Source organism: Thermococcus sp. (genome assembly GCF_027063845.1).
GTDB lineage: Archaea > Methanobacteriota_B > Thermococci > Thermococcales > Thermococcaceae > Thermococcus.
Genome location: NZ_JAMOQU010000009.1, coordinates 26,402 through 50,122, shown reverse-complemented (window position 1 = coordinate 50,122; position 23,721 = coordinate 26,402). Strand labels below are relative to the sequence as shown.

Sequence of the window (23,721 nt, the reverse complement as noted above, 5' to 3'; positions counted from 1 at the left end):
AATCCACCCCGTCAGCTTTGACAGGTCGACCTTTCAATTCTCTTCGAGTCTTATTGCAACACTTATGACCAAGTTCGCCGAATGGTCAAGTGGTATGCTTTCAATTCTCTTCGAGTCTTATTGCAACCTGGAGCCGTTACCATCTCTGCCCATTCTGCGAAATCGGCTTTCAATTCTCTTCGAGTCTTATTGCAACCTTTAGACGGAAAGCTCGTCTTTAGGGGCAATATCGCTTTCAATTCTCTTCGAGTCTTATTGCAACCCCCAAAACTCACTCTCAAAGAATTCTTCAAAGCCCCTTTCAATTCTCTTCGAGTCTTATTGCAACGCTCAAGCGCCTCGAAGCCAAATTAGCGACTGGTTCTGCTTTCAATTCTCTTCGAGTCTTATTGCAACTGCAACGAGTTCGAGTATAAGGACGACTATATGATGACTGTCACTTTCAATTCTCTTCGAGTCTTATTGCAACCCTGCTGACTATGAATCCGTCCTGAGAGCCTCTGCTGCTTTCAATTCTCTTCGAGTCTTATTGCAACTCCCAAGGAGCACTTTCATGACATCGTAATACTCTTTCAATTCTCTTCGAGTCTTATTGCAACGTGAGGCAAAGCTGAAGAGGATGGATCAGATACATACTTTCAATTCTCTTCGAGTCTTATTGCAACTACGGGCGTATTTTGACGGACAGGATACCTCGCTCCAACTTTCAATTCTCTTCGAGTCTTATTGCAACTCTAAAGAGCGGTTCAGAATTCCAGTTCGGCGAGAAGACCTTTCAATTCTCTTCGAGTCTTATTGCAACCGGTAGTTAATCCAAGTGATGACGGGCGTTATTACCTCTTTCAATTCTCTTCGAGTCTTATTGCAACGCGATGAAGAGGTTGACGAGATGAACTCAGCCACACCTTTCAATTCTCTTCGAGTCTTATTGCAACTCTTGTTCCAGCTCTCGCAGCGACTATCTTGACGCCCTTTCAATTCTCTTCGAGTCTTATTGCAACTCCCAAACGAAGAATGCTCCAATCCAGCCGTCGCCAACCTTTCAATTCTCTTCGAGTCTTATTGCAACCCACCTCCTGGACTTTGTGTTATTGAGCTCCCAACATCTTTCAATTCTCTTCGAGTCTTATTGCAACGAGATATAGCCCTTTATCTCGAACTTTGAAGGAGCACTTTCAATTCTCTTCGAGTCTTATTGCAACCATAGCCTCCAGGGGAGTGGTCTCCTCCAGGGACCTGGCTTTCAATTCTCTTCGAGTCTTATTGCAACAGGGCGAAAATTCCTCCAGTTCGTTCAACAGAAAAAGAAAAACGCCTCAATATTTAAGGCTTTCTGAAAATTGGTCCATGAAAGGCCAAATAAAGACCGCAAATCGAGGCCTTCAGAATGTGAAACGGGACTCGCGGGGACATAACGAGCCTCAAAATTTCCATGCAAAATAGCTACGTATCGATTTCTAAAGCTATAATCAGGCAGTAAACCCAAAACGAACTCCCTTAAGAAGGTCAGACTAAATGAGACGCAATTCCAACGGAGTTTAACAAAATCCACTGGGTCTAAATACTTTGTTTCGCATTTCGAAGAAATTTCATTATGGTTCAAACCATAGTTTGGTACAAAACGTTACATTCTTGGAGAAGTCAAAATCGATTTCCAAGACCCGGACAGCAGGCCAAATTTGAAAACATGGCGGAATACGCTCGAAATCCAAGAACTCTTCAGTTTCAGCATAATAACACCTCAAAGCCGAGCTCCCTAAGCTTCCAGATAATCTCCATCGGAAAGCCCACGACATTGTAGTAGTCACCCTTAATCCACTCGACGAAGAGGCCCGCTTTTCCCTGAATTCCATAGGCTCCGGCCTTGTCCATCGGCTCGCCGGTTCTTATATAGGCCCAGATTAGCTCATCGTCGAGCTCCCTAAACTTGACTTCGGTCGTCACGGAGCCAGCTATCTCCTTTCCCTCGTGGATTATGCAGTAGCCGGTAGTGACGCGATGAACCCTTCCGCTGAGGGACTTTAACATCTCGTAGGCTTCTCCCTCATCCTTCGGCTTCCCAAGGACTCTTCCATCAATGCTGACGACTGTATCAGCGCCGATGACGGTTCCGCCTACTCGAGAGTAAACTTCCCGCGCCTTCAGCCTCGCGAGCTCGACGGCGCACTCCTCGGGAGTTCCTGAACACCTCTCCTCCGCGTTGCTCGGGATTACGTGGAAGTCGGCGATGAAGCGCGATAGTATCTCCCGTCTCCTCGGTGAAGCTGACGCCAGAACGAGCATTCCCACACCCCCAAACGTTAAAAGGAAAGCGCCCAAGTTGGACGGGCGATGACGACAATTTCGCTAGCTGAACGGTGATGAGTACCCTCGCAACCGAGCCTAAGCGAGGCACTCCTCAATGGCTTTGCCTATACACTCGATGTCCCTCTCGAACTCGAGGACCGAACAGCGGTTTCCCTCTATCGGCGGGCAGTTCTCGGCTATCCTCCTCAGCTTGACGTGGACGATGCCCTTCGTACCCTCCTTTTCGAGCGTGTACTTCCTGTAGAGAACGTCGCAGTCCTCGCCCTCGAGCTCCTCGACGCTCGCGTTGAAGTTGGCCCTTAGGACCTTGTCAACACCGTTCACTATCTCCATAGCTATGTCGTAGCTCCTGTCGCCGATTACCATCGGGGGGCAGATGTGCTCCATGTTGTGTTTGTCGAAGCGGTGGAAGCTCTCCGGGATGATGACGACGTCGTACTTCATGGACACCACCTGAAAAAGAATGGGAGGGGGAATTAAAAAGCTTTGGACTCAGGTGCTGGCCCAAATCGGAATTCCCGCATCGATGAGCCTCTTGAGTTCCTTGCCTATCGGCGTGCTCTTGCTCACCTTTATGAGGCCCTTCTTGCTCGGCGTTGCCGTGAAGACGTACTGCTCGCCACCGTAGAACTTGAGCGGTTTCTTCGCGTAGTCAGGCGAGACCCTCAGGACAATCGTTTTCTTCTTCTCCTCGACCTCGACGGGTATCTTCTCCTTGGGCTTCTGCGCTTCCCTCTCGGCGAAGCTCTTGACGTCTATGCTTATGCCTATCCTCTTCTCCAGCTCGGTGATGCGCTTGCCCTTCTTGCCTATGATTGCAGGAATGTCAAACTCGTCGGCATAAATCACGGCCTTGTGCGGGCTAACTATCTCGACCTCGGTGTAAACGTCTGGCAGGAACTTCTTAATCTCCTGCTTGAGCCTCTTCTCGGCGAGCCTCAGTGCCGGGGCCTTCTCCTCCTTCTTGACTGGAACGACGCTTATCTCCTCGCCGTAGGTGTAGATTTCGTACTCAAGCTCTCCAGTCTCAAAGTCGCGAACCTCTATGACGGGCCTCGCGAGGTCCTCCTCCTTCATTCCGCTCGGGACCTTAACGAGATACTCAAGGGTTAGAACCTTCGCAACTCTGCCCGCCTTGATGAAGAGAACCGTGTCGACTATCTGCGGTATCATTCCGAGCTCGACCCTTCCGATAAAGCGCTGGATGGCATCGATAGGCTTCGTCGCGTGAACCACTCCAACCATTCCAACACCAGCCAGGCGAAGGTCGGAGTAAATCTTGAAGTCGCTCGTCTTCCTCATCTCGTCGAATATCGTGTAATCGGGCCTCACGAGGAGGAGTATGTCACCGGTCAGCTCCATCTTACCGTTTAAGGCGGTGTACTGAGTTATCTCCTCGCTCACCTGCAGGTCCCTCGGCTTCTCCATCGTCTTCACTATCTTGCCCATGCTCGCGTACCACTCCGCTAAAGCCTGGGCGAAGGTTGTCTTTCCTTCACCGGGCGCTCCGGCTATGAGTATTCCCTCCGCCTTGTCCTTGAGCCTTTCAAGGAGCTTATCGCTCAGCTCGTAGTCCTCTATGCTGAGTTTTTTAACCGGCCTGACGGCGGTAATCTCTATCCTGTCGGCGAAGGGCGGTTTGGCTATGACGATACGGTAATTCCTGAGCTGAACGACGGTAGCACCTGGTTCGTCGAGCTCTATGAAGCTGTCGGGCTCGCGCTTGGCCCTCTCCACTATGTCGTCGGCTATCTCCTCCAGCTCCTCGTCGCTCAGCGGTTCGTCGCGGATTGGAACGAGCCTCCACTCACCGGGCTTCCCCTTCTTGGCGAGAGGCTTAACTCCAGCCTTGAGGTGGACGCTCATCGTCGTTTCATCGAAGAAGTCCTCAAGGCGGTGGCGAACCTCCCTCTTTGCCGTCAGGTAAATCACGTCGATGCCCTTCGCTATGGCTATGTCCCTCTGCACCTGGTCGCCGGTGATGAGCGTTGCGTTAAGTTGCTTCGCCGTCTCGCGGACCATGTGGTCTATCTCGCCGGCCTTGGCCCGTCTAATCTGCCAGAGCTCCGGCCTCTCGCCGTAGAACTCGAGGAGTATCTCTCCCCTGTCGGCCATGTCGCGCAGTTTTTTAAGCTCCTCAAGGCCCGTATGTCCTATCGCCTTCCCCTCGTTGGCCTGGTGCTCTATCTCGGCTATGACCGCTTCCGGAACGACGACCTTGACCTTCTCGTCGAGGGTTGAGAGGAACTGCGTTAGTCTCCCATCAACTATCACGCTCGTGTCTGGAACGAACACTCTCATCTCTCTCACCGCTTTTCGCTGAGGCTAAAGGTTCATAAAGGTTTAGGCCAACCTTAAAGGGGTGGGATGATGGGCCGATTAATCTCGATTGCGAGCGGGAAGGGTGGAACCGGGAAAACGACCACCACCGCGAACCTTTCTATAGCCCTTGGCAAGATGGGTTACAAGGTTCTGGCGATTGACGCTGACCTAACGATGGCAAACCTGAGTCTTGTCATGGGAATAGACGATGCCGAGACGACGATTCATGATGTTCTGGCCGGAACGGCCCAGATTAATGATGCAATCTACGCGACGAGCTACGATAACGTTTATCTCGTTCCCGCCGCCGTTGACTGGGAACACGTCATAAGGGCAGACCCCCGAAAGCTACCGGGCACGATAAAGCCCCTCAAACCCCACTACGACTTCATCATCATTGATTGCCCCGCGGGGCTCCAGATGGACGCGATGAACGCCATGATGAGCGGGGAGGAGGTAATCCTCGTCACGAACCCGGAAATCTCATGCATAACCGACACCATGAAGGTTGGAATCGTCCTCAAGAAGGCCGGTCTGGCAGTTCTCGGCTTCGTCCTCAATCGCTACGGCAGGAGCGACAACGACATACCCCCTGACGTTGCCGAAGAGGTCATGGAGGTCCCGCTTTTGGTCGTCGTCCCGGAGGACCCGAAGGTCAGGGAGGCGACGCTTGAGGGAGTTCCCGTCGTCGAGTACGCCCCCGACTCCGACGGCGCGAAGGCCTTCTACGAGCTGGCCGAGACAGTCGTGAGGATAGCGGGCTTCAAGGCGAGGGTGATGGGATGATTCTGGCGTTTATAGGCACCGCGGGGAGCGGAAAGACAACCCTGACGGCCGAGTTCGGAAAATACCTGGAGGAGAACGGCTACTCGGTCTCGTACGTCAACCTCGACACGGGAGTTAGAAAGCTCCCCTACCGGCCGAACGTTGATGTGCGCGAGGAAATAACCGCATGGGAGCTCATGGAGGAAGGTTTGGGTCCCAACGGGGCGATAGTCAGGAGCTACGACCTCATCGTCCCGAAGGTCAACGAGTACGCTGAGAGAATCAGGGAGCTTGACGGAAGAAGCGACTACGTCCTAATAGACACCCCCGGTCAGATGGAGACCTTCCTCTTCCACGAGTTCGGGGTAAAGCTCATGGAGGCATTTCCCGACGCCCTCGGCGTCTACCTGTTCTCGCCGGAGATACTGAGGAAGCCGACCGACTTCTGCTTCGCGCTCTTCTTCGGCCTCATGATAGACCTCAGGCTCGGAATAACGACCGTTCCGGCGCTTAGTAAAGTTGACACGGTCAGCATTGACGAGCTGAGGAAGTACCTCGACGACGTTGAATACCTTACGGCGAGGCTCAAGCTTGAACCCTCAACGCAGGGGTTGCTCGCCTACAAGCTCTGCTCAACGCTTCCGGAGCTGGCCCCGCCGACGAGGGTTCTCTACCTCTCGGCCAAAACGAGGGAAGGCTTCGACGAGCTTGAGACGGCTGCCTATGAGCATTACTGCACCTGCGGAGACCTGACGTGAACGGGCGTTCAGGAAACATTCTTTTCCCTGCAAACTCTCCCAAGTGGGAAGGGCGAAGGCTTTTCTCCTCCCTCTCGAAGGAAGATGGGTGAGAGCATGTGCCTTATCGCCGGTGGAATCGGTGAGGTCAGGGAGAGGCTCATAAGGATGGCCTTAGCCGGAAAACACCGCGGGCCAGACAGCTTCGGCGTCTGGACGGACGGGGGAGTGCTCAAGTCAAGCGACTTCTCAAGGCTGAGCGAGGTTCCTGACGGAAGGATAGGCCTCCTCCAGTGCAGGCTGGCCATGACCGGTTCAAAAACCTTTACACAGCCCTTCGTTAACGAGTTAGCCCTCGTCCACAACGGCGAAATCTACAATCACACTCAGATTCGGGCGTTCCTTGAGGGAAAGGGCGTTTCCTTTGAGAGCGACGTTGACACTGAGGTAATACTTCGCCTAATCGAGTTTTTGAAGGAGAGGGGTTTGAGCTTCCCCCACGCGGTTAAAGAAGCCATGCACTGGCTTGAAGGTGACTACGCGGTGGCTTTCTCAGACGGGGAGAGGATTTACCTGTTCAGGGACCCGGTTGGAGTTAGGCCCCTCTACTTCTCGCCCAACGGCTTCTTCGCCAGCGAGAAGAAGGTTCTCTGGGCGATTGGGGAGAAAGCGATTCCGGTCGAGCCCGGCGAGCTCGTCGTTCTGGGAGATGGAGTCCGGCGCGCGAGGCTGTTCTCACTGGAGTGCCTGAAGGGAAAGCCCCTTCCTGGGGAGAGCGTTCTGAAGGGACTCGAAAACGTCCTTGACTACGCGGTGAAGCTCAGGAGTGCCCAGAGGACTGGAATCCTCTTCTCCGGCGGGCTCGACAGCACGCTCATTGCCCACCTCACGTCGAAGCACTCAGACCTCGTCCTTTATACTGCCGGAACCGAGGACAGTCCGGATTTGGAGTGGGCGAGGAGGGTTTCCGACCACTTCGGCTGGGAGCTGAGGGAGAGGATTTTCGACTTGGACGACGTGGAAGAAGCCGTCAGGAGGGTCATCTTTGCCATTGAAGAGCCGAACCCGATGAACCTGGCGATAGGAATCCCCCTCCACTTCGCCACAGAGCTTGCCAAAAGGGACGGTGTAAAGGTTCTCCTGAGCGGGCAGGGAGCGGACGAGCTCTTCGGGGGCTACGCGAAGTACATCGAGAGGCCCGAACTCATGTGGGAGGACCTGCTCAGCATAGCCGAGCGGAACCTCGCGCGCGACGACAAGATAGCGATGCTCAACGGGGTCGAAGGGCGCTTCCCCTTCCTCTCGCTTCCCGTGGTTGGCATAGCCCTGAGAACTCCGGGCGAGCTCAAGATAGCAGGAGGGGAGAGGAAGGTAATCCTCAGGAGGCTCGCTTTAAGGCTCGGAGTCCCTGAGTGGATAGCAAACCGGGAGAAGAAGGCCATGCAGTATGGTAGCAGAGCTCAAAAGCTCCTCGAAAAGCTCGCGAATAGAGAAGGGCTCTCGCTGAGAGAATTTACCGAAAGGCTCTTTCGTGAGACATTTCCAAACGCTTTTTAACCCCTTTTCCAATCCCGACACATGAGAATCCTCATGGTCGGCCACTATCCCCCTCACGGCGGGGGAGTTGCGAGGCACCTTGACAACCTCGTCAGGGAGTTGAGAAAGAGACACGAGGTTCACGTTCTCACCTATGGCCCGGTCAAGCCGAGGGACTTCGAGAGAAATTTAGTTCACCAAGTTAGGGTTCCGCCGGTTTACGGGCTGAGGGGGACGAGCTTCGCATTCCTCGGCGCGAGGAAGATAGTTCGGCTCCACAGGCGCTTCAGGTTTGACATAATTCACACCCACTTCGTTGGAACGACCAGCTTCGCCGGGGTTCTAGCGAAGGAGAGGCTTAACCTTCCGCTCGTCGTTACCGCCCACGGAAGCGATTTGGAGCACACCGCAAAGCTGACGCTTGGGGGGCTTTACGTTAGAAAAAGCCTCGAGGGGGCGGACGCCGTTATAACGGTCAGCCACTACCTCGCCAAACTTGCCCAGAGACTTGGGGCAAAAAACGTCAGGGTAATCCCCAACGGCGTCGAAGAGATGGAAGAAATCCCGGCGGAGAGGAGATACATCACCTTCATCGGGGCGCTCAGGGAGTACAAGTCGCCCGAAACCTTCATCGAGCTCGCGAGGCACTTTCCGGGGGAAGAGTTCCTCGTCGTTGGCGACGGCCCGCTGAGGAAGGGGCTTGAAGAGAAAGCCCCGGGCAACATCCGCTTCCTTGGATACAGGAGGGACGTGAACAGAATCCTGTCAGAGAGCAGGTTGCTCGTTCTCCCCTCGAGGAGGGAAGGTTTTGGACTCGTGATTCTGGAGGCAAACTCCCTCGGTGTTCCGGCCGTTGGAAGGCGAGTGAGTGCTATTCCAGAGCTGATACGTAAGGGGAAGAACGGGCTGACCTTTGAAAGCTTTGACGGGCTCGTCGAGGCCGTTAGAACGCTCCTCGAGCCGAAGGTGAACCGAAAGGCCGGAGCAATCGGAAGGCGCGTCGCCCGGTTCTACACGTGGGATAGAGTCGCGAGGGAGGTTGAAGCCCTTTACGAGTCCCTCACGGGATAGGTTTTTAACGGCTTTTTTAGGGATTTCCAAGGGTGAGAGCATGACGATTGTAATAAACATGCGAGACGGTCTGGATGATAGGAAGATTAAGGTCGCCGGGAGGCTCATCATAGAGGGAAAGCTCGTTGCCTTTCCGACCGAGACGGTTTACGGACTCGGTGCAGATGCACTGAACGAAAACGCCGTGAGGAGGATTTTCGAGGCCAAGGGCAGGCCTGCCGACAACCCGCTCATCGTCCACATCGCAGACTTCAACGACCTGAAGAAGCTCGCGAGGGAGATTCCAGAGGAGGCCAGACTTTTGGCAGAGAAGTTCTGGCCGGGACCTCTAACCCTCGTCCTGCCGAAGAGGGAAGAAGTTCCGCTCGTTACTACCGGTGGACTCGACACCGTTGCCGTAAGAATGCCGGCCCACCCTATAGCGCTCGCACTGATAAGGGCCAGCACACCTATCGCGGCACCTTCCGCCAACATCAGCGGGAAGCCAAGTCCAACCCTGGCGGAGCACGTGGTTGATGACTTCTACGGCAGGATAGAGGCGATAATCGACGGCGGACCAACGTGGGTAGGTGTCGAGTCAACGGTTATAGACCTCAGTTCCGAGAGGCCGACGCTCCTCAGGCCCGGTGGGTTGCCCCTTGAGGAGATTGAGAAGGTCATCGGCCCAGTCGAGATTCACCCGGCCGTTAAGGGAAAGGCCGTTGACCTCGCGAGGGCGCCGGGAATGAAGTACAGGCACTACTCACCGAACGCCCCGGTTGTGGTGGTTGAGGGGCCGAGGGATAAGGTTAGAGAAAAGATTGAGGAACTCGTTACGGAGTACCGCTCGAAGGGCTACCGCGTGGGAGTAATGGCCACCGAAGAGTTCGAGGCCGACGAGTTCTTCCACCTTGGGGAAACCGTTGAGGACGTTGCCAAGAACCTGTTTAGGGCCCTTAGGGAGCTCGACAGGCGCGGAGTTGACGTTATAATCGCCGAGGGAGTTGAAGAGCGGGGTTTGGGCTTAGCTGTAATGAACAGGCTGAGAAAGGCTTCGGGTTACCGAATAATTCGCGCTTAGGCAACGCTTAAATATTGCTTTCGATTAAATCAACCCGATTCGAGTGGGCGGGGTGAGGACTTTGATTTCGCCGGGTATTGACTCTTCACCTGAAGAACTTGAGGAGCTCGGGTTCAAATACGTAGATGAGGGTAAAGCCAAAGAAGGGCTTAAACTAATCCTTCGGGCGGCCAAGGGGTACGAGGCGAGAGGAGATAAGGAGAACGCCGCGAGACTGTACCGTTATTTGGGATACTTCCTCGCCAAGCGGGCTGGAATCGAGAAGGCCAGGCCCTCTCTCCTCAAAAGCGCTTACCTCTACATAGACCTCATCGAGGAAGAGATTTCCAAGCCCGAGGTGGACATAGACGTCCTCGACGATTACTGCTTCAGCGTTCTTGAGGTCTTCGCTACCCTCAACGACACCCGCTTACTTGGCAAGTACGCACTGGAGTTCGCCAGCATCTACGAGGACCTCGGGAACTCCTACGAGGAGGCGAGCGACATACCACTCGCAATAAGAGCCTACGAGTCAGCGTTCCGATATTACAGGCTGGCGGGCTCTGAAGAAGAGGCAAGAAAGGTTGCGGAGAAACTTATAAGCCTCTACGGCCAGATTGCCGAGGCAAAACTCGGAGAAGGGGACGCAGGCGCGGCGGCAGATGCATTTTACGAACTGGCGCGCTACACGAAGGTAATATTCGGTTACGACGCCCACTTCAAGGAGATGATGGATACTGCCGCGAAGAACTACGAGAGGGCAAGCAAGCTGGCATACTCTGAGGGCGACCTCGACGGAACCACAAGCTACCTCGTTAAGGCCCAGTACGCTTATTTATTGGCCGGAAACAGCGGAAGGGCAAAGCTGATAGGCATCAACACCATCAGGATGCTCAACCAGGTCGTCAGCGCTCACCGCGCGTCCGGGAACGATAAAATGGCCTCCCACAAGCTCATGGAGGCCACCGAGGCACTGATAGGCGTTGGAAAGGTTGAGGAAGCAATGAACGCCTACAAGAGCGCCCTTGAACTGATGAGCGGACTTCACCACAGAACCCGCGTGAGGCTCGCGGTTGCGAAGGTCTACGCCTCTCAGAAAGGCTCCGCGGAGGTTCTTGATGAAGTTGACGTGGTTGAGTTCCATCTGAAGAAGAACAACCTCCCCAAGGCCTTTGAGGTCGCTGACAAGATACTAGAAAAGAGAGACGAGCTGGCGGAGATAAGAAAGAAAATACTCGAGGCAGAGGGCATCACTGAGTTCTGAGCTCGGCCCTCGGAATCGGGACGTGGTAGGGAAGGCGCATCTCCTTTGCTATTACTGTCAGCATCGGAGTGAGCTCCATTGAGAGGAAGTTAACGACCTCAACGAGCAGAACGGAGTCCAGTTTCTTTTCGTCTTCCCATGCTGTAAGTATGTCATCAATCTTGTCCTTCTGGGGAGGCATGTAGAGTATTGCCCCTTTCACAGAGGCCCTGGCAATCTGAGGATTGTACTCGACCTGGAAGTCGAAAAGAACCTCGATTCCGTTCATCTTCCCGGTAGGAGTCCTTATTTCACCGAGGCGAAGTTCCTCGATTTTCGGGGAGAGCTTGACCTCAATCTGTCCCGGGGGGATGTTCGACGTCAGCTTTTCCATCTCAACCTTCGTTATGTTGTAGCCCAACACCGGCATCTCCTTTCACCACCCCGAAGTCAACAGAGTTGTATAAAACGATATCGGTAGGCCTTTAAAAGTTCCCGCCGAAGTTGCACCGATGCCGAGGGAAAAGGTTGTCCGTGTCTGGGACGAGAGGGAAGTTGTGTATACTCCCAAGAGGTGGCGCTACCTCTGGGAGAAGCGCGAGAAGGCACTCAAGATTATGGAGCGTTTAGCCCAGTTTGACCCCTTGCTCTACGGGAGCGTCGCAAGGGGTGACGTGAGACGAGACAGCGACATAGACATATTCATCCCGATTAAGGTTCCGAGCTACCTCATAGAGCTGGCCCTGGAAGGTCTCGTGAGGAGAAGGAAGATAGTCATGGCAACTCCCTGGCACCTGATAAAGGGAGTTATCGAGATTGACGAAGAAACGACCGTGACGTTTCCACTCATCGAGCCGACCGACAGGGAGCTGGACTTCTACCGCTGGGGAGGGGCCGTTGATTTGTGGGGCGTCAAGACGAAGGAGCGCGTTCCGGGCGTCAATAAGAAGCTGATTTTGATAATTCCCACCGAGAGGGGCCACATCGAGAGCGAAGTTGTTGGAAGGGAAAGTGAAGTCGCCAAAATCCTCGGCGTGAGCGTTGAGGTCGTTACCGAGCGCGTGCACGTCCTCACGAGGAGGGACGCGATTGGAAGGACTGGCATCTACCTCAACGAAGAGGTTCCTGACTGGATGACCTTCGAGGAGGCCCTGAAAATCATCGCCGACCGCGACCCGAACGTCAGGAGGAAGGTGCGAGAGCGGGGAGGAGTTTAGCGCAGAAGCCACTCGTAGAGCGGGACGACTTCAATCCGTTTTCCATTCACCTCAACGCTCTCCTTATCCGCGAATGTAACGACCGTGAGCCTCTCGGCGTCGATTCTTTTCACCGCCTTCGCGAGCGCCCCAAGCTCACGCTCCCTGTTTAGTGGGTGGAGTTCGTAGCTAACCTGAATAAGCTCGTCTCCAGCGAGGAAATCCACCTCCCAGCTATCACCGGGGACGTAGAACAAATCCTCCCCCGGCTCAAAGCCCCTCCTGAGGAGCTCGACCATAACGAGGTTTTCGAGCAACCTTCCCCTGTCTCGGACCCCCATAATCCTGAGCAAGCCGTTGTCAACGAGGTAAGGCTTGAAGCCGAGCAGTTCGGCCTTCTTGTATGACTTCACGTGGGGAGGAAGGCGGAACATGATGAGTGCATCGCTCAGGTATTCAAGGTAATCCGCAACAGTGCCCTTGCCTATCGAGATTCCGAGGCTCTTCATTGTCGAATACGCTTTTGTGAGCGTGAGGTGGCTTGAGCGAGCGAGGATTTTGAGGAGCAAACGTAAAGCGGAGACGTTCCTGACCTCCCAGCGCTCCACGATGTCGCGGTATATCGCAAGGTCGAGGATTCCCTTCAGGACTTCAATCCTCATGTGGGGGTTGAGGACTGCCTCTGGGTAGCCTCCCCACTCCAGGTACTCCCCAAGAAGCGCCCTGAGACGGGCCTTTTCGGCGCTCGAAAGGTAGCGCTTGAACTGGAATCCCCTGGCCTTCAGAAACTCACGGAAAGAGAAGGGAAAGACACGAACCGCTATGGAACGCCCCCTCAGCTGGGTCGCTATCTCTTTCGAAAGGAGCTTTGAGGAAGAGCCGGAGACAAAGACCCTGTGGCCTGTGTCAAGAAGATATCGAACGAAGCGCTCCCAGCCCTTAACGGCTTGAACCTCATCGAGGAAGAGGTAGAACTTTTCTCCTCCCATCTCCCTCAGAACTTCGAGCAGGGTCATCAGGTCATCAAGGGAAGCTCCAACAAGCCTTGGGTCCTCGAGGTTCACGTAGGCGATGCCCTCCTCTGGGACGTCCTCGGACTTAAGCCTCTCCATAATCTGGCGCATGAGGTAGGTCTTCCCTACCCTCCTCGGCCCGATTATCGCCACCGCCATCTGGGTGTTGGGAATCTTTACCTCGATTTCTCGCTCTATGCCCTCGAAGGGAAGCGAACGGTAATCGAGAACGACCTCGGCCCAGGTTTCCCTCTCAATCATGACTCATCATGGACTACATACAGTACAACCCTTTATAAACCCTTGTACTACACACAGTCCAAGAAGCGAGGGACTATGAGCAAACAAAAAGGAGAAAGGAACTCATTCTCCACAGCACTTCTCCTTCATGCTCGCGGGCAGAATCTCCTTGAAGCCCGTGTACTTCCAGAGGGCCTTCGGGAGCTTGACAATGCCTTCCTCCGTCTGGTGGTTCTCGAGTATGGCGACGATGGCCCTCGACGTCGCGATAGCAGTTGAGTTGAGAGTGTGGACGAACTTCGGTTTCTCGTGGGTCTTGTCACGGAAGCGGATGTTCAAGCGCCTCGCCTGCCAGTCGGTACAGTTGCTGGCGGAGACGACCTCCCTGAACTTGCCCTGGCCTGCCATCCAGGCCTCGATGTCGTACTTCTTGGCCGCTACGTAGCCCAAGTCGCCGGTGCAGATGTTGACAACCCTGTAAGGAATCTCAAGCTCCTGGAATATCTCCTCGGCGTTCGCTATGATTTTCTCGTGCCACTCCCAGCTCTCTTCAGGCCTCGAATAGACGAACTGCTCTACCTTGTGGAACTGGTGCACCCTGAAGATTCCCTTCGTGTCCTTTCCCGCGGTTCCGGCCTCCTTACGGAAGCAGGGGCTAACGCCGACGTAGAGGAGCGGTAAGTCCTTACCGTCGAGGATTTCGTTGGCGTGCATTCCGGCGAGCGGGTGCTCGGCGGTGGGAATGAGGTACAAATCCTCGCCCTCGACCTTGTAGATGACGTCCTCGAAGTCCTCGAAGGTGGTAGCGCCTTCCTCGACGAAGCGGCGCACCATGTAGGGCGGAATTACAGGGGTGAAGCCCTTCTCGATGAGCTTGTCAAGGGCGAAGCGGATTAAAGCCAAATCCAGTATGACCAGTTCGTTGAGGAGGTAGTAGAACCTCGCACCGCTCACCTTCGCGGCCCTCTCAAGGTCTGCACCGCGGAGGAGCTCGAGCATATCAACGTGGAGCCTCGGCCTCCAGCTCAAAAGCTCGTACTCCATCTTTCCAAGGCTCTGCTCCTTAAAGCTTTCGAGGAAGCCCTCCCAGACCTTGGCCTTGCCCCAGAACCTTATTGGAACGTTCTCGCTGTCGTCCTTGCCTATGGGAACGCTCTCGTGGGTGATGTTGGGCAGGCGCCAGAGGTAGTAGTCGATTTTCTTCCTCAGCTCTTCAACTTCCTTCTCAAGCTCCTCAATCTGCTTCACTATCTCGTTGCTCCTCGCGAGGAGGTCGTCTATTGGCTCCCCAGCCTTCTTGCGCTTGCCTATCTGTACGGCAAGCTGGTTGCGCTCCTTTCTGAGCTGGTTGATTTTCTTCAGGTTCTCGCGCCACTTCCTGTCGAGTTCGAGGATTTCGTCAATCCATTTGACCTTCTCGGTTTCGCCCCTCTTGATGAGGTCCTTCTTGACGACCTCGGGCTTTTCGCGGATGAGCTTTATGTCGAGCATAGCCAACACCTAATCAAAGAACGGGGAGGCCTTTAAAAAAGGTTTCCTAAGCTACACAACCACCTACACAAAAGCGCTATAAGAGCGCGCGCCGAAGTCCTCAGAGGGGCCGGCGCGATGAAGGTAGCTTACTCGTCGCTTCTCCACAGGTACGAGCGCCTCTACGAGAGGGCCCTTGAGGAGGGCAACGCGGGAAAGGCGCGTTTCTTCGCCCTCCAGTGCGCCGGCCTCTTGAGAAAGCTCGCATCCGAGGAGTTGCAGTTCTCACATTACTACCTCAAGCTGGCTGAGGACTGGGAAAGGAAGGCAGAGAACGTCGAGGTGGACGTTAAAAAGCGCTCGAACGGGGTTGAGAGGCTAATTACTACCTCCAACGTAACCTGGGAGGACGTCGGCGGGCTGAAGGAAGCCAAAAAGCTCCTCGCCCAGGCCGTCGGAATGACGATGGCGAAGGTTCCCGGAAACTTCAAGCCCTGGAAAGGTATCCTCCTCTTCGGCCCGCCCGGAACGGGAAAGACACTCCTCGCAAAGGCCCTCGCCGGTAGTATGAAGGCCACCTTTATCGGCGTCAAGGTCAGCGATGTCCTCAGCAAGTACTTCGGCGAGTCGAGCAAGATAGCGTCGTCAATCTACGCCCTCGCGAGGCAGAAGGCTCCAAGCGTCGTTTTCATCGACGAGTTTGATGCGCTCGCAATGAAGCGTTCCTCGATGGAGGACGCCGGCAGGAGGCTCCTGGGCACGATTTTGGCCGAGATGGATGGCTTTCAGGACTCCGGGAGGGTAATCACGCTCGCTTCGACCAACGCACCCTGGGACCTCGACGAAGCCATGTTATCCCGCTTCCCGCTTAGGATTTACGTGCCGTTGCCGGATGAGGAAGGCGCACGAGAAATCTTCGCGATTCACCTGCGGGGGCTTCCCCTGAGGGTAACGCTGGAATCCCTGGCTAGGGTAGCGGTAAGAAGGCTCTACTCGGGAAGGGAGATAGCTAACGCCTGCACCTTCGCGGTTCTCCACATGCTGGAGGAGATGAACCCCGAGCTGAGCGACCCCCTAAAGGTGGGCTCGATAGCGGGGAAGGAACTCACGATAAGGCCCCTTGAGGCAAAGGACTTCCGCTACGCGTTCAAAAGGGTAAAGAGTCCCATCAGGAGGGAACTGCTGAAGAAATACGAAAAGTGGGCGAGGGAGTACGGCGTTTAGCCAAAGAATGTAACCTCAACCTCTTCCCCGGCCTCTAATATCTCCACGTTCTCGGGAACCTCGATGAAGCCGTCCGCATCGATAAAGCTCGTGACGGCACCGCTTCCCTTGAGTATTGGAACTGCCTTATCACTCTCAATCCTCACCGGGAGGAACTGCCTCCTGCCCTTTACCGAGAAGACCTTGTGGGCAAGCCTCTTTTTGACCTTCCTGACCTCTCTCTCCCTTCCGATGAGCCTTCTCAGGAGCGGGGCGACGAGCAGGGTGAAGTTCGTCAGACAGCTCGTGGGATAACCGGGCAGACCGAAGACCGGTTTTCCGTCTATCAAGCCGATTATCGTCGGCTTTCCTGGCTGAATCGCTATGCCGTGGATTTTGACCTCGCCGAGCTCCTCGATTATCGAGCTGGTCAAATCCCTTATCCCACCGCTCGCGCCACCGCTGAGGAGCACGATGTCACAGCACTCAACACCCTTCTCTATCAGGGCCTTCAGGCTCTCGCGGTCGTCCCTGGCTATGCCGAGGAAAACCGCCTCACCTCCAAGCTCCCTGACGGCGTCGGCTATTGCCCTTCCATTGATGTCGTAAATCTGGCCCGGCCTTAGCTCCTCGCCCGGGAGAACGAGTTCGTTTCCGGTGCTTATGACGGCAACCTTCGGTTTCCTGAAGACGGGAACCTCTGCCAAACCAACGGCAGATAGAAGGGCCGTCTCCTTGAAGCCGAGCCTCGTCCCGCGCTTCAGGAGGGGCTTGCCGGCAGGTATGTCGGCTCCGGCCTTCATGACACCGAGACCAGGATAGGCGGGCTTGTAGATGATTACCTCGTCGCTGTCCCTGTCAACGTCCTCGAACTGTATCACCGCGTCGGCGCCCTTCGGGAGGGGCGCTCCGGTGGAGATGTAGACGCTCTCGCCGGGCCTCAGCTCGAAGTCGGGATAGTCACCTGCGTTCACCTCGCCGATTACCTTGAGCCTGACGGGCTCGCTCTCGCTCGCCATGAAGGTGTCCTCTGCCCTAATCGCGTAGCCGTCAACGGTGGCCCTGTCAAAGGGGGGCACGTTTATCGGCGAAACGATATCCTCTGCAAGAACCCTGCCGAGGGCCTCAGAAATAGGAACCCTCTCGACTTCCGGTTCGAGCGGGAAGGAGTCTATGACCTCAAGGGCCTTTTCAAGGGGCACGACTTTGAGGAACGCCATTCTATCACCGGGAGAAAAGAAAAGCCTTGGCGTATAAATGGGTTGCGTAAACGAGAACGTTTAACCGGAAAGCTCACCACTCGTCCTCATCTTCCCAGTCTTCGTCCTCCCACTCTTCCTCCCAGTCCTCGTCCTCCCACTCCTCCAGCTCGAACTCCTCGTCGAGGAACTCCTCTTCTTCATCTATCACTTTCTTCTTCTTGGGTGGCTCCATACCCTCCCCTCGCCCGGAATTTAGTTCAATGACCTATAAACTTTATTCCAAAAGTTTAAAAGGCTTGAACGCTCCCGATGGGATTTCGAAAAAGGTTTATATCCCCGTGAGAAGTGGAGACCATGAGGGTTGCGATTGTCACAGGAGACGCGCGGGTCTACTACACCGCAACAAAGGTCCTGAAGGAGTACCGAATCCCCTTCCTGAGCCTGCGCGTTGGCGAGAGGATTCCCTACGACGTTGAGGTCGTCCTGACGGGTGAGAGGGATAAGGTGGACTTCCCGGTTAAGGTCATCGTTCACGACGAGAACTTCATAGACGAACTCCTCGCGAAGCTCGAAGGGAGGGAGAGGTTTAAGAACGTCTTCATCGCAATAGACCCCGGAGCGAGACCCGGTTTGAGCGTGGTGGCTGATGGGAGGGTTATAGAGGTCCACCGCCTTGGGAGTCCGAGGGACGTTGAAATCGTTGTTGACCTGCTTGAGAAGTACCCAGGTGCGAGGATAAAAATCGGCCACGGCGCCAAAAGGCACAGGACGATGACCCTCAAGGCCCTCGGCGAGATGCTCGGCTACGATTACCCGATAATCGTCGTCAACGAGTTCAGAACGACGCCAAAAGTTGGAGGAATCGAAAGCTCCTCGGTCGTTGATATAGTTGCGTCAATCAACATCGGCCTGAGGGGCGGAAGGGAAACGACGATAGGGGAGCTCCTTGAGGTAAAAGAACCCACGAAAAGGGAAATCGAGGATATTAAGAGGAGGAGTAGGGAGCTGAGCGGTAACATAACAATCCCCTCAAGCCTCGCAAGGGAGGTTGCCCTCGGGAACCTGACCCTTGAGGAGGCGATTGAACTTCACAGGAGGCGTTCAAGATGATATTCGGAGGAAAAGAAGAGAAAGTTGAGGAGATTAAGCTCCGGGTTGCCGAGGCCCTGAAAAGGGATGTCGGCAGGGGAATAGTTCGCTTTGACAGGAAGTACCAAAGGCAACTCGGTGTTGAACCGGGCGACATCGTCGAGCTCGTCGGCGAGAGGACGACAGCAGCGATAGTGGCGAATCCGCACCCGGACGACAGGGGACTCGACATAATCAGGATGGACGGCTACATCAGGAGGAACGCGGGGGTGAGCATAGGCGACTACGTGACGGTTAGAAGGGCCGAAGTCCAGGAGGCGAAGAAAGTAGTGCTTGCACCGGCCCAGAAGGGAGTATTCATCCAGATTCCCGGCGATTTGGTCAAGCAGAACCTCCTCGGCAGGCCCGTCGTCAAGGGCGACCTCCTAGTTGCAAGCAACAGGAACGAGACCTACTACGGCGGCTCCCCCTTCGACGACCTCCTGCGCGGTCTCTTCGAGGCAATGCCCCTCGGTTTCGGCGAGCTCAAGTTCGTGGTTGTAAACACTGTTCCCAAGGGAATAGTTCAAATAACCTACAACACCGAAGTGGAGGTTCTCCCGCAGGCGGTTGAAGTTCGCGAGGAGAGCATTCCGGAGGTCACCTACGAGGACATAGGTGGCTTAAGCGACGCGATTCAGAAGATTCGCGAGATGGTCGAGCTTCCCCTCAAGCACCCGGAGCTCTTCGAAAGGCTTGGTATCGAGCCGCCGAAGGGCGTCCTGCTCTACGGCCCACCGGGAACGGGTAAGACTCTCCTGGCCAAGGCCGTAGCGAACGAGGCAAACGCCCACTTCATAGCCATCAACGGTCCAGAAATAATGAGCAAGTTCTACGGCGAAAGTGAGGAGCGCCTAAGGGAGATTTTCAAAGAGGCCGAGGAGAACGCCCCGAGCATAATCTTCATCGATGAGATTGATGCAATAGCTCCGAAGAGGGAGGAAGTCGTTGGAGAGGTCGAGAAGAGGGTTGTTTCACAGCTTCTAACGCTGATGGACGGTCTGAAGAGCAGGGGCAAGGTCATAGTCATCGCCGCAACCAACAGGCCCGACGCCATTGACCCCGCGCTTAGGAGACCTGGGCGCTTTGACAGGGAGATTGAGGTTGGCGTTCCCGACAAGCAGGGCAGAAAGGAGATACTCCAGATACACACCAGGGGAATGCCCCTTGAACCGGACTACGACAAGGCCACCGTCCTCAGGATTCTGAGGGAAATGAAGTCCAAAGGCTCCTTCGATGAGAAAAAGCTTGAATCGCTGATTCGCAGGGTTGAGGAGGCAAGGGACGAAGGGGAGGCCAAGGAGGCCCTCAAGAGCGAGGGCGAAATCTACGCTGAAGTGAGAAGCAGGCTCATCGACAAGATGCTCGAGGAGATTGCCGACAAGACGCACGGCTTCGTTGGAGCGGACCTCGCGGCCCTCGCAAGGGAAGCCGCTATGGTCGTCCTGAGGAGGCTGATAAACGAGGGCAAGATAAGCCCCGAGCAGGAGAAGATACCGCCGGAGGTCCTTCAGGAGCTCCGCGTCAGGAAGGAGGACTTCTACGAGGCCCTCAAGATGGTCGAGCCGTCAGCGCTCAGGGAGGTCCTCCTCGAGGTGCCAAACGTCCGCTGGGAGGACATCGGAGGCCTTGAGGATGTCAAGCAGGAGCTCCGCGAGGCAGTAGAGTGGCCACTCAAGTACCCAAAGGCGTTCGAGAGGCTCGGCATAACGCCCCCAAGGGGCATACTCCTCTACGGTCCGCCGGGAACCGGTAAGACCCTCCTCGCGAAGGCAGTAGCGAACGAGAGCGAGGCCAACTTCATCGGAATCCGCGGGCCAGAAGTTCTGAGCAAGTGGGTCGGCGAGAGCGAGAAGAGAATAAGGGAGATATTCAGGAAGGCTCGCCAGGCCGCTCCGACGGTGATATTCATCGACGAGATTGACGCGATAGCGCCCGCGAGAGGAGCGGAGGGCGACCGTGTTACGGACAGGCTCATCAACCAGCTCCTCACCGAGATGGACGGCATAGAGCGGAACAGCGGTGTCGTCGTCATCGGTGCCACCAACAGGCCGGACATCATCGACCCGGCCCTGCTCAGGCCAGGAAGATTCGATAGGCTCGTGCTCGTCCCGGCGCCCGACGAGAAAGCGAGACTGGAGATACTGAAGGTCCACACGAGGCGCGTCCCCCTCGCGAAGGACGTCAACCTTGCCGAACTCGCCAAGAAAACAGAGGGTTACTCTGGAGCTGACTTAGAGGCGCTGGTCAGGGAAGCCGCATTAATAGCGATGCGCAGGGTCATGCGCGAACTTCCGAGCGAGCTCGTTGAGAGCGAGAGCGAGGAGTTCCTTGAAAGGTTAAAGGTTTCGAGGAGGGACTTCGAGGAGGCCATGAAGAAAGTCAAGCCCAGCATAACGCCATACATGATTGAGTACTACAAGAACTTCGAAGAGGGCAGGAAGCGGAGACATGAGAAGGAGCGCGGAGGCGTGGACTACTACACCTTCTGACCTTTTTACAACCGGAAGTTTTTCTAACTTCTTTTTCTCCAAAAAAGGTTAATGATTTAAGGACTTTCCAACCATAATGAATAACGATGCATTCGGTTAAATTACTCAGAAGGGCTCTATCAGGCGTTCTAATTGCAGTGCTACTCATTGGGTTAAGCTTGGCTGTGCCGGACATTAGTGTGAAGGTTCAGCCCCTCGGCTTAGGAGAATGCCAAGTTAAGAGCCCTGTTACGTGGGCGACGATTACCCTTTACTGGTCAAAATCAGGGGGAATTATTCAAACGTGGACGCTCACTGGCGCCTCCGTTGTTTTCTCCAATGATGTCCATGGAGAGTTCAATTTTACGGTTCAGATTAAAATCCAGGGGTACCGTTCATTTGGGGACTCTACCCCAACCACTGACATAGTCAAGGGTACTTTTTCAACAAACTCGGGTATCTCAGCGGGGGCAGTGTATCGGCTCACGTTGAACGCCAGTCCTAACTATGCAGTGTCCCCATTCTTTAATCTCCCAGAACCGGAAATTGTTAATGCTATAGGAACTGTAGCTGGCGGGACTGCTTTGTGTCCGGGAGAGATTTCCCTTGTATCCGAGGGAATCGGCACTGGTTCAACGAGCTACTCGCCACCTCCACTGAACGTCAGCGAGATTAGAATAACTGTAAACAACACTGGAAATCCAGAACTGAGAAACTACGTGATTAACTTCACAGTTTCTCCATCGTGCATTCCGGACCTCTCCAAGGTTTACGTAACGGATTCCTCCGGGAAACAGCTGTATTTCTGGGCGTTCAACGATTCAACCAATGGAAAAATATGGTTCTGGGTGAACTACACCGTGCCAGCTAACTCCGTGCGGGAGATAATGATACACCTCAACGGGACGGGAACAAGTCAGTACTTCAACCCGAACAGAGTGTTCTGGTACTTTAACGATATCACTCTTTCAATACAGGGAGGCCTTCTCTCAGGGAATATCTACGTCCTCGATTATCCTGTTTCCAACTTCTTGAACGCAGGTTATGATGGGTATGCAGTAGACACAAACGCTACTTTGGGCAAACCGTCATTGGGCAGTATAGTCCTCCCTACATGGCTTGGGCCCTATTTCATATCGGTTGTAGATGACGCCGGATACTACTATGGCCTGGGGGCCACGGGAAACGATTCAATCTATGTAGTTGAGGGAAGCGCACCGGACAGAGTTAACAACGGTGGAGCCCCAGTAGGAACGTTACCCTCATGGGGACCTGGCGTTTATTCCATTGTCAATTACATTTACAATGCCGGAGTGCACACGAGGTTGTACTTTGAGCTGTCCGAGTTTATTGCTGGATACTGGACCGGTAGCCAAACTTTAGCAAGGTATTTCATGTTAGGACAGCGGTATGGGGGACCAAGCGTATATGAATGGGTAGGGGTAAGGCCAATTGCATATCCCGCACCAAGGGTTATAGTCCCATCTGACTGTGGGGCGAGTATCGGAGGTGGGGAATACACTTTCACCCTCTATTTCCGCCCCTGATACCACTTCACCGTCTTCTTGAGTCCCTCTTCGAGGCTCCACTTCGGCTCGAAGCCGAGCTTTTTGATTTCAGTTATGTCTGCGAGGCTGTGTCTAATATCCCCTGGTCTGGGCTTGTCGAAGATTATCGAGCTCGTCGTCCCGGTTATCTCGATGATTTTCATCGCGAGTTCGAGGATGCTCGTCTGCTTTCCTGTTGCAACGTTGAAGACCCTTCCGTTGGCACGCTTGCTCTCGGCAACGAGAAGGTTTCCCCTAACGACATCCTTCACGTAAATAAAATCCCTCGTCTGCTTGCCGTCGCCGAAGATTACGAGGGGCTCCCCGGCCAGGGCCCGGTTTATGAAGATGCTTATCACTCCCGCGTACTGGTTGGCACTTTGCCTCGGCCCAAAGACGTTGAAGTAGCGGAGAGAAACCACGGGCAGACCGTAGAGCTCGTGGTAAACGCGAAGGTATTCCTCGGCAGTTGCCTTCGTCACGCCGTAGGGCGAGAGCGGTCTCGGCCGTTCGGTCTCCTTCAGCGGGAGGTTGGGGTTATCGCCGTAAACAGCCGCCGATGATGCAAATATGAGCTTTCCGTGTCCCTCAAGAAGGGCCCTAAGAATGTTGAGGGTTCCGAGAACGTTGACCTCCTCGGTGAAGACTGGGTCACGTATGCTATCGACGACGCTCACCTGGGCCGCCTCGTGGAAGACGTAGTCGGCATTGCTTATCAGCTCGGCTATCGCCTCGTAGTCCCTTACGTCGGCCTTAACCAGCTTCGCCCCGGGCGGAACGTTCTCGGCTTTCCCGGTGTAGAGGTTGTCAATAACGATGACCTCGTTGTCCTTGACCAGCTCCCAGGCTATGTGCGAGCCTATGAAGCCGGCTCCCCCTGTGACTACGATTAACTTGTTCCTCATGTTCAACCCCGGGGGAGTAGAACCGGGCCCCTTAAGTCTCTTTCTCCGAGTAGCTCATCCTGAGCTTCACGGCCTTCATCAGGTCGTCCTTCGTGGGGGGTCTCTCTGGGACGTTTGAGTAAGCATCAACGAGGTCGTTTATGATTATGGCGAGCTTCTCTAGAATATCCTTGCTTTTGTTCCAAGGCGTTGCGTAGCGGAACTCAATAATCTCCGCAAGGTCGTCCAGGGTGAACTCGCAGATTATCTCCTCACTTGGGCACTCGACGAGAAGCAACTTGCCGTTTTCCAGGACAACCCTAACGTTAACCTTTGGGGCCTTCATC

The 23,721-nt window shown here is 54.8% G+C and carries 21 protein-coding genes and 1 CRISPR repeat array; of the genes, 11 read left to right on the top strand and 10 right to left on the bottom strand.

The window, feature by feature from the left end:
* Window positions 1-30: 30 nt before the first annotated feature.
* Window positions 31-1,270: a CRISPR direct-repeat array (repeat unit 30 nt; unit sequence CTTTCAATTCTCTTCGAGTCTTATTGCAAC).
* Between the two features lie 455 nt (window positions 1,271-1,725).
* The 3 genes from MVO87_RS00930 to MVO87_RS00920 form a co-directional block, all read right to left on the bottom strand.
* Window positions 1,726-2,283: a Maf-like protein gene (locus MVO87_RS00930; protein WP_297514738.1), complete on the bottom strand. Its 558-nt coding sequence runs from the start codon at window positions 2,281-2,283 to the stop codon at window positions 1,726-1,728.
* A gap of 99 nt (window positions 2,284-2,382) precedes the next feature.
* Window positions 2,383-2,751 (bottom strand): hypothetical protein, encoded by a 369-nt coding sequence (locus MVO87_RS00925; RefSeq protein ID WP_297514763.1) that lies wholly within the window; start codon window positions 2,749-2,751, stop codon window positions 2,383-2,385.
* 48 nt (window positions 2,752-2,799) lie between these two features.
* Window positions 2,800-4,608, bottom strand: a complete 1,809-nt coding sequence (locus tag MVO87_RS00920) for a PINc/VapC family ATPase (protein WP_297551875.1) — start codon at window positions 4,606-4,608, stop codon at window positions 2,800-2,802.
* Window positions 4,609-4,677: 69 nt separating this feature from the next.
* Here MVO87_RS00920 and minD point away from each other — a divergent pair, with 69 nt between their 5' ends.
* From minD to MVO87_RS00890, 6 genes are all read left to right on the top strand, one after another.
* Complete coding sequence (gene minD / locus MVO87_RS00915) at window positions 4,678-5,415, top strand: cell division ATPase MinD (protein ID WP_297513242.1); 738 nt, start codon at window positions 4,678-4,680, stop codon at window positions 5,413-5,415.
* Complete coding sequence (locus tag MVO87_RS00910) at window positions 5,412-6,152, top strand: PRK13768 family protein (RefSeq protein WP_297551857.1); 741 nt, start codon at window positions 5,412-5,414, stop codon at window positions 6,150-6,152. Before minD ends, MVO87_RS00910 begins: the two co-directional genes overlap by 4 nt.
* Window positions 6,153-6,248: 96 nt before the next feature.
* Window positions 6,249-7,688 carry an asparagine synthase (glutamine-hydrolyzing) gene (asnB, locus tag MVO87_RS00905; protein ID WP_297516511.1) on the top strand — a complete coding sequence of 480 codons (1,440 nt, stop codon included), beginning with the start codon at window positions 6,249-6,251 and terminating at the stop codon, window positions 7,686-7,688.
* Between the two features lie 21 nt (window positions 7,689-7,709).
* Window positions 7,710-8,738 (top strand): glycosyltransferase family 4 protein, encoded by a 1,029-nt coding sequence (locus MVO87_RS00900; protein WP_297516507.1) that lies wholly within the window; start codon window positions 7,710-7,712, stop codon window positions 8,736-8,738.
* Window positions 8,739-8,778: 40 nt separating this feature from the next.
* Complete coding sequence (locus tag MVO87_RS00895; protein ID WP_297516505.1) at window positions 8,779-9,798, top strand: L-threonylcarbamoyladenylate synthase; 1,020 nt, start codon at window positions 8,779-8,781, stop codon at window positions 9,796-9,798.
* A 52-nt stretch (window positions 9,799-9,850) separates the two neighbouring features.
* Complete coding sequence (locus MVO87_RS00890) at window positions 9,851-11,041, top strand: hypothetical protein (RefSeq protein WP_524540262.1); 1,191 nt, start codon at window positions 9,851-9,853, stop codon at window positions 11,039-11,041.
* Here MVO87_RS00890 and MVO87_RS00885 read toward each other — a convergent pair.
* The gene (locus MVO87_RS00885; RefSeq protein ID WP_297513374.1) at window positions 11,028-11,450 is read right to left on the bottom strand and encodes a hypothetical protein; all 423 of its coding nucleotides are present in this window, start codon (window positions 11,448-11,450) and stop codon (window positions 11,028-11,030) included. The two genes, MVO87_RS00890 and MVO87_RS00885, sit on opposite strands and share 14 nt — an antisense overlap.
* A gap of 82 nt (window positions 11,451-11,532) precedes the next feature.
* On the opposite strand from MVO87_RS00885, the gene MVO87_RS00880 reads away from it, so the two are divergent.
* Complete coding sequence (locus tag MVO87_RS00880; RefSeq protein WP_297551853.1) at window positions 11,533-12,237, top strand: nucleotidyltransferase domain-containing protein; 705 nt, start codon at window positions 11,533-11,535, stop codon at window positions 12,235-12,237.
* On the opposite strand, the gene MVO87_RS00875 is transcribed toward MVO87_RS00880, so the two are convergent.
* Both MVO87_RS00875 and serS read right to left on the bottom strand, forming a co-directional pair.
* Window positions 12,234-13,490 carry an ATP-binding protein gene (locus MVO87_RS00875; protein WP_297512345.1) on the bottom strand — a complete coding sequence of 419 codons (1,257 nt, stop codon included), beginning with the start codon at window positions 13,488-13,490 and terminating at the stop codon, window positions 12,234-12,236. The genes MVO87_RS00880 and MVO87_RS00875 overlap by 4 nt on opposite strands.
* Before the next feature lie 102 nt (window positions 13,491-13,592).
* Window positions 13,593-14,960 (bottom strand): serine--tRNA ligase, encoded by a 1,368-nt coding sequence (gene serS, locus MVO87_RS00870; RefSeq protein ID WP_297512348.1) that lies wholly within the window; start codon window positions 14,958-14,960, stop codon window positions 13,593-13,595.
* A gap of 117 nt (window positions 14,961-15,077) precedes the next feature.
* Here serS and MVO87_RS00865 point away from each other — a divergent pair, with 117 nt between their 5' ends.
* Window positions 15,078-16,163, top strand: coding sequence for an ATP-binding protein (locus MVO87_RS00865; RefSeq protein WP_297551851.1), 1,086 nt, complete (start codon window positions 15,078-15,080; stop codon window positions 16,161-16,163).
* On the opposite strand, the gene MVO87_RS00860 is transcribed toward MVO87_RS00865, so the two are convergent.
* Window positions 16,160-17,362: a molybdenum cofactor synthesis domain-containing protein gene (locus MVO87_RS00860; RefSeq protein WP_297551849.1), complete on the bottom strand. Its 1,203-nt coding sequence runs from the start codon at window positions 17,360-17,362 to the stop codon at window positions 16,160-16,162. The genes MVO87_RS00865 and MVO87_RS00860 overlap by 4 nt on opposite strands.
* Window positions 17,363-17,435: 73 nt before the next feature.
* Window positions 17,436-17,576, bottom strand: a complete 141-nt coding sequence (locus MVO87_RS00855; protein ID WP_297516220.1) for a hypothetical protein — start codon at window positions 17,574-17,576, stop codon at window positions 17,436-17,438.
* A gap of 122 nt (window positions 17,577-17,698) precedes the next feature.
* On the opposite strand from MVO87_RS00855, the gene MVO87_RS00850 reads away from it, so the two are divergent.
* The 3 genes from MVO87_RS00850 to MVO87_RS00840 all read left to right on the top strand — a co-directional run bounded on the left by MVO87_RS00850 (window position 17,699) and on the right by MVO87_RS00840 (window position 22,490).
* Window positions 17,699-18,454: a hypothetical protein gene (locus tag MVO87_RS00850; RefSeq protein ID WP_297551873.1), complete on the top strand. Its 756-nt coding sequence runs from the start codon at window positions 17,699-17,701 to the stop codon at window positions 18,452-18,454.
* Window positions 18,451-20,964, top strand: coding sequence for a CDC48 family AAA ATPase (locus MVO87_RS00845; protein WP_297551847.1), 2,514 nt, complete (start codon window positions 18,451-18,453; stop codon window positions 20,962-20,964). Before MVO87_RS00850 ends, MVO87_RS00845 begins: the two co-directional genes overlap by 4 nt.
* A gap of 164 nt (window positions 20,965-21,128) precedes the next feature.
* On the top strand, window positions 21,129-22,490 hold the full coding sequence (locus tag MVO87_RS00840) for a DUF2341 domain-containing protein (RefSeq protein ID WP_297514600.1): 1,362 nt from the start codon (window positions 21,129-21,131) through the stop codon (window positions 22,488-22,490).
* Here MVO87_RS00840 and MVO87_RS00835 read toward each other — a convergent pair.
* Complete coding sequence (locus tag MVO87_RS00835; RefSeq protein WP_297514579.1) at window positions 22,475-23,395, bottom strand: SDR family oxidoreductase; 921 nt, start codon at window positions 23,393-23,395, stop codon at window positions 22,475-22,477. The genes MVO87_RS00840 and MVO87_RS00835 overlap by 16 nt on opposite strands.
* Before the next feature lie 31 nt (window positions 23,396-23,426).
* Window positions 23,427-23,720, bottom strand: a complete 294-nt coding sequence (locus tag MVO87_RS00830) for a hypothetical protein (protein ID WP_167728225.1) — start codon at window positions 23,718-23,720, stop codon at window positions 23,427-23,429.
* Between the last annotated feature and the right edge of the window lies 1 nt (window position 23,721).